8 protein-coding genes are annotated in these 13,105 nt (G+C 58.0%); 4 read left to right on the top strand and 4 right to left on the bottom strand.

Translation table 11 applies throughout. From position 1 onward, the window contains the following. Positions 1–112: 112 nt before the first annotated feature. Complete coding sequence (gene uvrA, locus DWZ01_RS09035; RefSeq protein ID WP_117848723.1) at positions 113–2,992, bottom strand: excinuclease ABC subunit UvrA; 2,880 nt, start codon at positions 2,990–2,992, stop codon at positions 113–115. A 193-nt stretch (positions 2,993–3,185) separates the two neighbouring features. On the opposite strand from uvrA, the gene DWZ01_RS09030 reads away from it, so the two are divergent. The 4 genes from DWZ01_RS09030 (at position 3,186) to DWZ01_RS09015 (ending at position 9,308) form a co-directional block, all read left to right on the top strand. Next, entirely contained in the window at positions 3,186–5,339 is a 2,154-nt protein-coding gene (locus DWZ01_RS09030) for an LTA synthase family protein (RefSeq protein ID WP_158557022.1), read from the top strand. Between the two features lie 145 nt (positions 5,340–5,484). Then, positions 5,485–6,315, top strand: a complete 831-nt coding sequence (locus DWZ01_RS09025) for an Mrp/NBP35 family ATP-binding protein (protein WP_022094864.1) — start codon at positions 5,485–5,487, stop codon at positions 6,313–6,315. Continuing rightward, positions 6,316–7,587 carry an NAD(P)/FAD-dependent oxidoreductase gene (locus tag DWZ01_RS09020; protein ID WP_117848719.1) on the top strand — a complete coding sequence of 424 codons (1,272 nt, stop codon included), beginning with the start codon at positions 6,316–6,318 and terminating at the stop codon, positions 7,585–7,587. Between the two features lie 80 nt (positions 7,588–7,667). Next, on the top strand, positions 7,668–9,308 hold the full coding sequence (locus tag DWZ01_RS09015) for an NAD(P)/FAD-dependent oxidoreductase (RefSeq protein WP_117848717.1): 1,641 nt from the start codon (positions 7,668–7,670) through the stop codon (positions 9,306–9,308). A 65-nt stretch (positions 9,309–9,373) separates the two neighbouring features. Here DWZ01_RS09015 and uvrB read toward each other — a convergent pair whose 3' ends face one another. Genes uvrB through coaE form a run of 3 tightly spaced genes read right to left on the bottom strand, consistent with a single transcriptional unit; the run spans position 9,374 to position 12,881 of the window. Continuing rightward, positions 9,374–11,614, bottom strand: coding sequence for an excinuclease ABC subunit UvrB (gene uvrB, locus DWZ01_RS09010; protein WP_117848715.1), 2,241 nt, complete (start codon positions 11,612–11,614; stop codon positions 9,374–9,376). A gap of 51 nt (positions 11,615–11,665) precedes the next feature. Further along, complete coding sequence (locus tag DWZ01_RS09005) at positions 11,666–12,247, bottom strand: lytic transglycosylase domain-containing protein (protein WP_117635946.1); 582 nt, start codon at positions 12,245–12,247, stop codon at positions 11,666–11,668. After that, the gene (gene coaE / locus DWZ01_RS09000) at positions 12,240–12,881 is read right to left on the bottom strand and encodes a dephospho-CoA kinase (RefSeq protein ID WP_117635947.1); all 642 of its coding nucleotides are present in this window, start codon (positions 12,879–12,881) and stop codon (positions 12,240–12,242) included. Before coaE ends, DWZ01_RS09005 begins: the two co-directional genes overlap by 8 nt. Positions 12,882–13,105 lie beyond the last annotated feature (224 nt).

Below are 13,105 nucleotides of genomic sequence, written 5' to 3'. Positions count from 1 at the left end.
TTCGGACGCAACGATTAAGTATATGTCCAATTCGGCTGCATACGTCACTTCGGCACAGCAAGCGCCATCGAATCACAAGGAGTCGATGGCGCCCATAAACTGAATCGCCTATTTATTGAGCATCAAGTTGAGCCTGACGCTCCCGGTCACGCCTGAGCAACGGTGCCAAAAACTTGCCCGTATAACTCTGCGGACAGTCCGCAACCTGCTCCGGTGTGCCCGAAACCACGACGGTTCCGCCGCCGTTACCGCCCTCGGGACCCATATCGATCAGGCGGTCGGCAACCTTGATGACATCAAGGTTGTGCTCAATCACCAGCACCGTGTTGCCCGCATCGACCAAGCGCTGCAGCACATCGAGCAGCTGGCGGACGTCCTCAAAATGAAGACCGGTCGTCGGCTCGTCCAAAATATAGAACGTCTTGCCCGTCTGGCGTCGATGAAGCTCCTTGGCGAGCTTCACACGCTGCGCCTCGCCGCCCGAGAGCGTCGTGGCGGGCTGGCCCAGGCTCACGTAGCCCAAGCCTACATCGTACAGCGTCTGGAGCTTTCGCTTGATCTGCGGGATATTCCCAAAGAAGGCCAGCGCCTCGGTGACGCTCATGTCGAGCACGTCCGAGATGGTCTTGCCACGGTAGGTGACCTCGAGTGTCTCGCGGTTGTAGCGTTTACCGCCGCAAACTTCGCAGGGAACGTAGATATCGGGAAGGAAGTGCATCTCGATCTTAATCTGCCCATCGCCCTTGCACGCCTCACAGCGCCCGCCACTCACATTAAAGGAGAAACGACCCGGCGAGTAGCCGCGCGCCTTCGACTCCGGCGTACTCGCAAACAGCGCGCGAAGATCATCCCACAGGCCAATGTACGTAGCAGGGTTGGAACGCGGCGTGCGACCAATCGGCGACTGGTCGATATCGATCACCTTATCGATACACTCGATGCCCTCGATTTTCTTATACGGACCCACAGGGCGCGTCGAACGGTGAATGGCATTCGTAAGGGCAGGTGCGATGGTGTCGGTAACCAGGGAGCTCTTACCCGATCCCGACACGCCGGTAACGACCGTAAGCGTACCAAACTCGATCTTGGCGGTAACGTTTTTGAGGTTGTTGGCGCGGGCGCCCGTGATCTTAAGGCAGCCGCGACCGGGCTTGCGGCGTTCATCGGGAACCCGAATCATTCGCTTGCCGGTCAGGTAGGCACCCGTCATCGAATCGGGGCACGCCATGATATCGGCAGGCGTTCCCGCGGCGACCACGTGTCCGCCGTTCACGCCCGCACCGGGGCCCATGTCGATCACATAGTCGGCAGCACGAATCGTATCCTCATCATGCTCGACGACGATGACGGTATTGCCGATATCGCGTAGGCGCTCAAGCGTCTTGATCAGGCGCTCGTTATCGCGCTGATGGAGGCCGATCGACGGCTCGTCCAAAATGTACAGCACACCCATGAGGCCGGCGCCGATCTGCGTTGCCAGGCGAATGCGCTGGGCCTCGCCTCCGGAAAGCGTCGCCGAGGCACGGTCGAGGGTCAGATAGTCGAGTCCGACATCGACCAGAAAGCGCAGGCGCTCCAGGATTTCCTTAACGATGCGCCCGCCGATAAATTGTTGGCGCTCGGTAAGCTCCAAGCCCTCAAAAAACTCGAGCGACTCGCGGCACGATAGGCAACAGACCTCGTAAATGGACTTACCGCCTACGGTAACAGCGAGCATCTCGGGGCGCAAACGAGCGCCGTGGCAGCTCGAGCACGGCTCCTCGCGGATGTACTTCTCCAAGCGCGCCTTGGTGTTCTCATTCGTCGTCTCGGTATAGCGCTCGTACAGGATATTGCGCACGCCCGAGAACTTGGTGTCCCACTGGCTGCGGCGCCCATCGAGCTTTTGATAGTCGACCGAAATCTTCTGGTCGCCCATGCCGTCTAAAAACGCGCGACGCACCCGCGGAGGCAGATCCTTCCACGGCGTATCGACGCTCACCTTAAAGTGTTTGCAGACCGCAGCGAAAATCTGCGGATAGTAGTTAGAGTTGCCAAACAGGCTGCCAAAGACCCCGTCGGCGATCGACTTCGAGGGGTCTTCGATTAGGGCCTCGGCATCGACCGTCTTCTTAAAGCCCAGGCCATCGCACTCTGGGCACGCGCCATAGGGCGCGTTGAACGAGAAATCACGCGGCTGCAGGTCATCGATGGAGTGCCCATGCTCCGGGCACGCTAACGCCAGCGAATACTCCAGCAACTCGCCTTCGGTCCCCTCGGGAGCGTCGCGGTCGGGCAGCAAGTATACGTTCACATTGCCGTGCGCCAGCGCGGTCGCCTGCTCAACAGACTCGGCGATACGGCCCAGAGAGTTCTCACGGATCACGATGCGGTCGACCACGACCTCGATATCGTGCTTGAACTTCTTGTCCAGATCGATCGGATCGTCGAGCGAGCGCACTTCACCGTCGACACGCACGCGGCTAAAGCCCTCGGCGCGAAGATCCTCAAACAGTTTGGTGTACTCGCCTTTTCGCCCGCGCACCACCGGTGCCAGCACAAACGCGCGGCGGCCCTCCCCCGCCGTCAAGACCTTGTCGGCAACCTGGTCGGTCGTCTGGCGCTCAATGACACGGCCGCATTCGGGACAGTGCGGGGTGCCCACACGGGCGAACAGCAGGCGCAGATAGTCATAAATCTCGGTTACGGTGCCAACCGTCGAGCGAGGGTTTTTAGACGTCGTCTTTTGGTCGATCGACACCGCCGGCGAAAGGCCGTCGATTGAATCCAAGTCGGGTTTGTCCATCTGTCCCAAGAACTGGCGCGCATAGCTCGAAAGACTCTCGACGTATCGACGCTGGCCCTCGGCATAGATAGTGTCAAATGCCAGCGAACTCTTGCCCGAGCCAGAAAGACCGGTAATGACCACGAGTTGGTCACGCGGAATGGAAACATCGATATCACGGAGGTTGTGCTCACGGGCGCCGCGAATAACGATAGAAGAATCAGACATGGAAGCTCCTTGCCTCCTATTGCATCGAATCATACTGCCGATGAGTTTAGCGCACTCGACGCGCACAGATGTTCGTAATACAAGATTCGCAGACCTTTAGCTTTGCGTATCGGGCGCTTTGTTTCTCGAAATGCCGTGGAAAGGTTACAGTAGTCTAATACTGAACTTAATTTGCTGTACCAGAGGAACGTCCATGACCGAAGATATCCCCCTTGAAATCACTTCGAGCGACATGGCCAATCTGCCCATATTCATCGCCGTCCTTATCGTGGCCGCCGTCGTCGTGCGCGTGTATTTTTCAATCAAACGCAACGAAAAGCCACCCATTGCCCGCGTCTTTTGGTGCGCGACGCTCCTCATCCCGCTCGGCGTGGCAGCTGCATGGGTTACGAATCAATTGCTCGTAAATGAGGGCAGCTCTCTATGGGTCCTTTCTTATTCGGCGCTCGGTGCTGCCGCCGTCATGCTTCTTGTCGAGCCCTTGGTTTCGGGACTTATCGACCAAACCGACCTTGCGACGGGAACGGTTGCCTGTATTTGCCGTGACATCCTTGTCATCGCCGCTGTTTCAGCGCTCTCGTTCGTTTCACTCGAAATTGCCTGCAACGAAACGTTCTATCGCATTCCCGCCAACTCATTCGGGTTTTCCGTCGGGCTGCTCGCGACGGTTCTGCTCTCCCTTTATTTGCTGGGACAGCGTCATGGAGGCGTCATGGCCCTCGTGCCCGTCGTCTGCTGCATCCTTGGCATTGCCGAGCACTTCGTCATAACGTTTAAAGGCGAAGCCATCCTGCCAAGCGATATCTTGGCCCTTGGCACCGCAATGGAAGTGAGCGAGGGATACGAGTTTACCTTTACCGCCGGAATCGTAACCTCTCTCGCCCTGCTGGAGATTTCCCTGGGGCTTCTTTCGCTCATCCGACCGCGAAAGCTCCGTACGCCCACCCATGTCTTCCCCGCTATCGCCGCTAACCTCTGTGCTTTTCTGCTAGTGACCGTTGTGGGGCTCTCAGGCTTTTCCAACATCGACTTGGAGCAGGCGCTGGATTTTGGATTTGACCGTTGGCAGCCCATCACCACGTATGCGTCTCAGGGTTTTATCACTTCGTTCACCGAAATGGTCAACGAGTTGCCCATTGAGAAGCCCAAAGACTATACGCCCGATGAGGCGCAGAGCATCGAGCAGGAGCTCGCCGCCGTCTACGACAGCACATATGGCTCGAGCGAACAGCGCGCGGCGGCCGTTGCCCAGTTCAATGAAATCAAGCCGACGATTGTTGCCGTCATGAACGAGAGTTTTAGCGACCTTTCGTGCTTTGAGCAGCTCCAGACGGACGGGTACACCGGCCCCGCATTCTACAACTCGCTTCCCGACACACTTGTTCGCGGCACCATGCTCGCTTCGGTCGCCGGTGGCGGAACGGCGAACTCCGAATTCGAATTTTTGACCGGAGCGACAACGGCCTTTGTCGGATTAGGCAAAATCCCCTATCAGCTGTATCAGATGAATGGCGTCAACAGCCTGGCAAAGGACCTTAAAGAGCTTGGGTATACCGCTACCGCTATGCACCCGCAAAACCCCGTCAACTACCATCGAGATAAAATCTATCAGCAGCTGGGCTTTGGAGACTTTCTTTCAATCGGCGATTTCGAAGGTGCGCCCTATTACCATGCCGGCGTATGCGACTACGCCACCTACGACAAGATACTCGACCTGCTTAGAACTAACGAAGCCCCGCAGTTCATCTTTGACGTCACGATGCAAAATCACGGCGGCTACGACTATGGCACCGTTCCCGCCGAAGAGCTGACAAACTATTGGGTCGAGGGAGCCAGTGAGGGTGCCAACAGCGCGCTCAACACCTATCTCACCTGCATCAACGCATCCGACCGGGACCTCGAGTACTTTATCAACGAGCTCCGCAATATCGGCAGACCGGTTGTTCTTGTCTTTTTTGGCGACCATCAGCCGAGCGCCGCAACGACTCTCAACGACGAGCTGTACCCTCAGGAAGATACGGCAAGCCACGCTTTCCGTATCTATCAGTCGACATATCTCGTCTGGGCTAACTATGAGATCGCCGGCAATACCGAGCTCAACGTCTACGACACCGTCGGGGCAAACGAGATTGCAGCCATTACCCTTAATAAGATCGGCGCCCCGCTCACCAATTACCAAAAGGCCCTGCTTGCGACAAGGTCAGATGTGCCCACCATCAATGTCGCCGGCTATCTCGGTGCCGACGGGCTGCGCTACGACTTGGAATCGAAAGACAGCCCCTACGCCTCGACGATCGACAAGCTGCAGCGCATGCAATACCTCGAGTTCGCCAGCAAAGTTCAGTAAGCCCGCCCATTCGCTTGGGCCCATCGTATTGCAAGCACGCTCGGCCCAAACGCATCGCAAATGACTCCCGCTCGCAAACGAGGGTACAATGACGCTCGTGTCACATCGCGGGGCCCCGGCCCCAGCATATACAAAGGAGTCATACATGGGTTGCGAACACGCACAGGCCGCCGGCGGACAAACGTCGCCGTCGCAATTTGAGGAGAACACGCTGTCCGAGGTCAAGCGCGTCATCGCCGTGCTTTCCGGCAAGGGCGGTGTCGGCAAGTCATTTGTCACCGGTGCCATCGCCACCGAGCTTGCCCGTCACGGCCACAAGGTCGGCGTCCTCGATGCCGACATCACCGGTCCCTCTATCCCCAAGATGTTCGGTATGAGTGGACGCCACGTCCATGCCCTTGGCAACCTTATGCTGCCCGAAATCTCCGAGCACGGCGTCAAGGTCATGAGCTCCAACCTGCTGCTCCAAAACGAGACCGACCCCGTCCTTTGGCGCGGTCCGGTCATCGCAGGCGCCATTAGGCAGTTCTGGAGCGAGACCTCGTGGGGCCCCATCGACTACCTACTGGTCGACATGCCTCCGGGAACAGGCGACGTCGCGCTCACCGTCTTCCAGTCGCTGCCGGTCGACGGCATCGTCATCGTCACGAGCCCGCAGGATCTGGTCTCGATGATCGTCGCCAAGGCGGTCAACATGGCCGAGAAGATGAACGTCCCCATTCTGGGCATTGTCGAGAACATGAGCTATATTGAGTGCCCCGACTGCGGCAAGAAGATCGAGGTCTTTGGCAAGAGCAAGCTCCCCGAGGTCGCAGAGCGCTATAACCTCGACATCTTGGGCCAGCTTCCCATTAATCCGGCACTCGCCGAGGCCTGCGATAAGGGCGAGGTCGAGACCGCGCTGCCCGATGGCATGTTGCCCAAGGCAGTCTCTGCCGTCGAGGCTATTACCCCGCACGAGACCGACGAGGCCTAAGTGAACGCGAGCGCCCTCTATGACGTCTTGGTAATCGGCGGCGGGGCTTCAGGCCTCGCCGCCGCCATTACGGCCGCACGCGCTGGCAAAAGCGTCTGCATCGTTGAGCGCGATGTCGCCTGCGGCCTCAAGCTCCTTGCGACCGGTAACGGCCGTTGCAACCTCTCCAACGAATCGATTGATCCTCAGCGGTATAACCACCCCGCATTCGTCGAATCCGTCATGGGCCCCCAGCCCGAACAAGAGCTTATGGGTTTCTTCTCCTCGCTGGGCATCATGACAACCTCCGAGGAAGGCCGGCTGTACCCGCGCTCCCTTCGCGCCGAATCGGTGCGCGACGCGCTTCTCAGCGTTTGCGACCGCCTAGGTATCACCTTAATCTGCGGAGCCAACGTTGCCTCGGCGCACAAAGCTTCCGAAGGCTGGGCACTCCAAATAGACCGTCCAGCGCGGGCACTCAAGGCAAAAAAGCACGACGACCGAAAATCGGAGCTCCGCTCGCTTCGGAAAGCGCTCGCCGATGTCCCTCGCAAGAACGAGGCCCTGCAGGCACATGCCGTAATTATCGCCACGGGCGGCAACCCCACCGGTATCGCCGATACGTTTAGCCTCCCCCTCACTTCGTTGCGCCCCATCCTCTGCCCCGTATCGGCAACGGTCGTTGGCGATCGGGCGGCATTCAAGACGTTGGATGGCCTGCGCGTCCGTGCCCGCTTGACGCTCGCCCGCAATCATAATGAGCTCTGGCACGAAGACGGTGAAGTGCTGTTTCGAACCTTCGGTATCTCGGGTGTCGCTGTCTTCAACCTCTCTCGTCGTATCCAGCACGGCGATACGATCCTGCTCGACGTTTTCCCCGACCTCTCCAAAGACGAGTTGCTCGATATCCTCAACCGGCGCGTTGAGCTGTTCGGTGACTTTTCACCCCGCGATCCCCGTTGGCTCGACGGCATGCTCGCCCCGCAACTCTCCCGCGTCGTCTGCACAGCGTTCGAGCAGTGCCATCCAGGCTCCAACGATGTCATCCACCTGGTCTCGATCCTCAAGCACTTTAAGTTGCTCGTCGAGGGAACAGCCGAGGAGCGCTCAGCGCAGGTCACGCGTGGTGGCGTATCTGTCAAGAGTATCTCAACACCCAGCCTACGCGCGCGCAGCGTTGTCGACGCTCCGCTTTACGTTTGCGGTGAAGCGCTCGACATCGACGCCGATTGCGGAGGCTTTAACCTTGCGTGGGCCTGGATCTCGGGCATTCGCGCTGCAAGCAGCCTGTAGCCGCGCAGTCTATAATCAAAAACGCATTCGGGCCGTCTGGAATACCGGACGGCCTCTTTCTTGCCTCTAAGGAGACCTCGATGATCGAAATCACCCAAGTCAACGCGTCGCTCGATGAAGCCGGCGATGAAAATGCCTGTCTCATTGTTGGCAAGCGAGTCGCCAAGCGCGTCCTACGTTGCAAGGACTCCGAAATCAAGTCCATCGAGCTCCACCGCAAGTCAATCGACGCTCGCAAAAAACGAGACGTCCATTTTATCCTGGGCTTTCGTGTTGAGCTGACTAGTCCCCACCTCGAGCGAGAAGCAGTCGACAGCGTTGTCGAGCGTGACCGCTCGCGCGTACGCGCGATAGAAGACGATGAGCCTTCATTCCCCTCCCCCGCCTCCGACGCACCTCAAGAACGCCCTGTCGTTGTCGGCGCCGGGTGTGCCGGCCTTTTCGCTGCGCTTACGCTCGCCGAAGCAGGTCTTAAGCCCTTGCTCATCGAGCGCGGCGACCCGGCATTTCGCCGCTCGCAGGCGATCGACCTCTTTCTAAAGGAGCGCATCCTCGACCCCGAGAGCAATATCCAGTTTGGCCTGGGCGGCGCGGGAACCTTCTCGGACGGCAAACTCAATACGGGAACCAAAAATCCCGCCCATCGCCTTATCCTCGAAACCTTCGTCGAGGCGGGCGCGCCCCGCGATATTCTGTGGGATGCCAAGCCGCACATTGGCTCCGACATCCTTCCCACGGTTGTCACCGCTATATCCCAGCGCATCGAGCAGCTCGGAGGTGTCGTCCGTTATCGAACGAAGCTCGTCGACATTCGCATCGACGCGTCTGGCGCCATCACCGGTATTGATGTCCAATCGTCCCAAGACGCCGCTTGCGAGCCAATCGAGACAAAGCACCTCATCCTCGCCTGCGGGCATTCTGCTCGCGATATTTTTGAGCTCCTTAAGGGCCACAACGTGGCCCTCGCACAAAAGACCTTTGCCATGGGCGTTCGCATCGAGCATCCGCAGCGCGACATCGACCGAGTCCAATACGGAGCCTCGGCGGGACATCCTGCCCTCGGAGCAGCCCCTTACAAGCTCGTCGCCCATCTTCCCAACGGCCGCAGCGTGTTCTCGTTTTGCATGTGCCCCGGCGGGCAGGTTGTCGCCGCCTCTTCCGAGCAGGGCCACCTGTGCGTCAACGGCGCCAGTCTCAATGCCCGCGACGGACGCAACGCAAATGCCGCCCTGCTCGTTAACGTCACGCCTGAGGACCTTCCCAACAATGACCCGCTCGCCGGCATCGAGCTCCAGCGTGCCTGCGAGGCGGCCGCCTATCGCCTGGGCGGTTCCAACTGGAACGCACCAGCACAGCTCGTCGGAGATTTCCTCGCAGGACACGCCAGTAAGGCGCCCGGAAAGGTAAAGCCCACCTATCCGCTCGGTGTGACCTGGACGGCAATTGACGAAGCCCTGCCGCAGCATATCATCGAGTCGCTCCGCCTGGGACTTCCCCTACTCGGAAAAAAGCTACGCGGCTACGACTGCCCCGATGCCGTTCTTACCGGCGTGGAGACTCGTTCGAGCTCACCGGTCACTGTCACCCGAGACCGAACGTGCCATGCCGTGTCGACCCCGGGCCTCTACCCTTGTGGTGAGGGAGCTGGATATGCCGGCGGCATCATGAGCGCGGCCACCGACGGCATCCGTTGTGCCGAAGCCCTGATCGCAGACCTCTAACGCACGAATTCCAGCGCGCAAAAGACACAGGCCCCAAGCTCCACAGGGAACTCGGGGCCTGTTCACTATTTCTTAAACCGTGCACCCTGGCGTTTTCTGCCCGATGCGAACGTGGAACCCTTGCGGGCCTGCGAACGTAAGCGCTCGATCGTCTCGTCCTCAGACGCACCCTCGAGCATCGCCCGAATCTGAACGACGGCATCGCGCAGGCGCGCCGCCTCCTCAAAGTCCATGGCGGCAGAAGCGTTACGCATATCCTCTTCCATGGTTTCGACGATCCGCACGAGCTCGTCATGCGGCAGTTCTTCCAACTGCTCCGCAAGTGTCTGCTCGGGCGCCACCGTTTCCGGCACGCCACCCTCGCCCAACTCATCGGGCGTATAGAATGCGCCATGGCCAAGAGAGTCGCCCTTCGAGCGCCCCTTGGAACCCACGGTTTTTTCGGCCTCGGCAATAAAACTTGAGATGTCGTTGATGGCCTTGCGCACCGTCTTGGGCACAATGCCATATTCTTCGTTATATGCCATCTGAATCTCGCGACGGCGCTGCGTCTCCTCGATGGCCTCTTTCATCGAATCGGTCACAACGTCTGCATACATGATGACTTCGCCATCGGCGTTACGGGCCGCGCGGCCAATCGTCTGAATCAGCGAACGGCGGTTGCGCAAGAAGCCTTCCTTATCGGCATCGAGAATTGCCACCAGTGAGACCTCGGGGAGATCCAAGCCCTCGCGAAGCAGGTTGATGCCAACGAGAACATCAATCTTTCCCTCGCGCAGCGTTCGCAGGATCTCGACACGGTCCATCGTCGCTGTATCGGAGTGCATGTAATTGACCTTAATGCCGGCATCAAGCAGATGGTCGGTCAGGTCCTCGGCCATGCGCTTGGTGAGCGTGGTCACCAGCACGCGCTCCTTGCGGGCAACGCGCTCGCGAATCTCGTCCTCAAGATCGTCAATCTGCCCACGAACCGGACGCACATCGATCTTGGGGTCGAGCAGACCGGTCGGACGAATAATCTGCTCCACGTCGTTTTGGCTCACCCGCAGCTCGTAGTCGCCCGGTGTGGCCGAAACATAGATAAACTGGGGTATCCTTGCCTCAAACTCATCGAAACGAAGCGGGCGATTATCGAGTGCCGAGGGCAGGCGAAAACCGTGTTCCACCAGCGTTACCTTACGCGAGCGGTCACCTTCGTGCATACCGCGAATCTGCGGCACCGTCACATGGCTCTCATCGATGATGCAGAGCATGTCCTTAGGAAAGTAATCGATCAGGGTAAACGGCGGCTCACCCGGCTTGCGACCGTCCAGATGACGCGAGTAGTTCTCGATGCCGTTGCAAAAGCCCATCGTCTCGAGCATCTCAAGATCATAATCGGTGCGCTGCTGCAGACGCTGCGCCTCGAGCAACTTGTCAGTCGCCTTGAGCTCCGCCACGCGCTTCTCGCACTCTTCGCTGATCGATTTCAGAGCCGCCTTGACCTTCGGCTTCTCGGTCACGTAGTGCGATGCCGGCCATACGGGGATGGCCTCGTACTCACGAAGCATCTCTCCGGTGACCTCATCGATCTCGGCTATCAGTTCAACCTCGTCACCAAAGAACTCAAACCGCAACGGATGCTCGGCATAAGGCGGATACACGTCGACGACATCACCGCGCACGCGGAACGTGCCGCGCGCCAGGTCATAGTCATTGCGATCATATTGAATGTCGATAAGCGCATGGATAAAGTCATCGCGCTCGAGCGGCACCTTCTTGTCGACGTTTGGAGCCAGACCCGCATAGTCCTCAGGAGAGCCAATGCCATAGATACACGAGACCGATGCGACAACGATCACATCGCGTCGAGATAGCAGCGATGCGGTCGCCTGATGGCGCAGCATCTCGACCTCTTCGTTAATCGAGGAGTCTTTCTCGATATATGTATCGCTTTGCGGCACATACGCCTCGGGCTGATAGTAGTCGTAGTACGAGACAAAGTAGACCACAGCGTTGTTGGGAAAGAACTCTTTGAGCTCGCTCGCAAGCTGAGCGGCGAGCGTTTTATTGGGAGCCATGACCAGCGTCGGCTTCCCCAGGGCCTCAATAGTCTTAGCCATCGTGAAGGTCTTGCCCGAACCAGTCACGCCCAGCAAAACCTGATAGCGATCTCCATCCCTCACACCCTGCACAAGCGACTCAATGGCCTTAGGCTGAGAACCTGCAGGCTCATAGGGAGAAACGACTTCAAACGGCACCTCAGCGCCCTCAACGCCAAAGCGCTTAAGTTCACCGCCAACGCGTTCTACTTCAAATTCCGCCATGGATACTCCTAACTCATATATCTGCAGTATACGCAGGCGGCAGGCATAGTCCTATACGAACCGATCGGGATAGAGGGTCTTATAGCGAACCCAGGCATTATTGACACGAATCAGATACGCCTGCGTCTCGGGAAAGGTGATTGCATTATGAAGCGACGTGCTCTGCTGCGCCCAACCGTCGACATTGCCCATGCCAGCGTTATAGGCGGCAATGGCACTATCCGTCGACCCATTGAAATAGGTCAGAAGATACGAGAGGTATGCGCAGCCAAACTCGATATTGGTAGCCGGATCGTTAAGGTTGTCGACCGAATACTCGTCACCGTCGACAAGGCCCTTGGTGATCATATCCTGAGCAGTCACAGGCATCAGCTGCATCAATCCCTGAGCACCCTGATTCGACTCAGCCTCGGGATCCCAATTCGATTCCGACTTAATGACAGCGCACACCAGATACGGATCCAGATTATGCGAAATACTCGATTGCTTTACATACGCCTCGTGGTCAATGGGATACAGCGGCTTAAAGAAAGCCGCGGGAGCACACGAGTAAACGAATGAGATAAGGCCGAAGGCAAAAACGGCAGCCAGCGGAATAAGGCGATACCACGCAAAGAAACGTGTCTTAGGCATCGGCATCCTCCTTATTCGCAGTGTCTATAAACCCATGGCATGCAAGCCATGAGTCAAGCTGCTCAAAGAGCGAATTATCGCCTGCGGCATTATCAATCACCGTTGTAGCGAGATTGCACAGCGCAGACTCATCGGGCTGGCAAGCAGAACGGGCATCGAAATCAGATGGCTCCATGCCACGCTGAATAGCACGCTCGCGACGAACTGACAAAGGGGCGCTGATGACCAGAATTTCATCAGCCAAGCCAAATGCATCCTCAAAACCAGTCGGAGCAGAAACCTCGACCACCGCAAAGGGATAACGGGGGGAAGAAACCGTGCAGCAAACCGGATCAAGAATCCTCAGTGACAGTTGCTCAATGAGAACGGGGTGCACAATGCTATTGAGCCTCGCGACCGCATCAGGAGAAACAAAAGCTCGAGAAGCGAGTATGTTACGGCGAACGCCGCCCTCCTCGTCCAAAATATCCCAGCCAAATTCTTCCGCGAGGGCATTGACGATATCTGAGCCTGGCACATACAGCGATTTGGCAAGTTCGTCCAGATCGATGAGCATGGCGCCATGAGATTCGAGATAGCGGCAGGCAGTCGACTTACCCGAAGCAATATTGCCCAAAACAAAAACGGTAAACATCAAGTCCTCCCTAACGCCAATGGGAGTTATTATCGCGCAAATACAAAAGAAGGACTCAAAATACAGCCAAACAGTAAGACAAGCTAAAAGAAGGCGAGTTCTTGTATTACAGCTCTCTATAAAACGCAAAAAAGGGGGAGGCCGCGAGGCCTCCCCCTTCTTCAAGTCTTGCGACGGCTCGGTGCCGTCCACCGGTCAGCGGCGCCCTGGCCTCCCACGGGCTG

The organism is Collinsella sp. AF28-5AC, from assembly GCF_003457875.1.
GTDB lineage: Bacteria > Actinomycetota > Coriobacteriia > Coriobacteriales > Coriobacteriaceae > Collinsella.
This window is presented reverse-complemented; position numbering and strand designations above follow the sequence as displayed.

Bases quoted from the DNA above. Each gene is read 5' to 3' on its own strand.
- DWZ01_RS09015 (WP_117848717.1), top strand. From the start codon at position 7,668: ATGATCGAAATCACCCAAGTCAACGCGTCGCTCGATGAAGCCGGCGAT.
- coaE (WP_117635947.1), bottom strand. From the start codon at position 12,881: ATGTTTACCGTTTTTGTTTTGGGCAATATTGCTTCGGGTAAGTCGACT.
- DWZ01_RS09025 (WP_022094864.1), top strand. From the start codon at position 5,485: ATGGGTTGCGAACACGCACAGGCCGCCGGCGGACAAACGTCGCCGTCG.
- uvrB (WP_117848715.1), bottom strand. From the start codon at position 11,614: ATGGCGGAATTTGAAGTAGAACGCGTTGGCGGTGAACTTAAGCGCTTT.
- DWZ01_RS09030 (WP_158557022.1), top strand. From the start codon at position 3,186: ATGACCGAAGATATCCCCCTTGAAATCACTTCGAGCGACATGGCCAAT.
- DWZ01_RS09005 (WP_117635946.1), bottom strand. From the start codon at position 12,247: ATGCCTAAGACACGTTTCTTTGCGTGGTATCGCCTTATTCCGCTGGCT.
- uvrA (WP_117848723.1), bottom strand. From the start codon at position 2,992: ATGTCTGATTCTTCTATCGTTATTCGCGGCGCCCGTGAGCACAACCTC.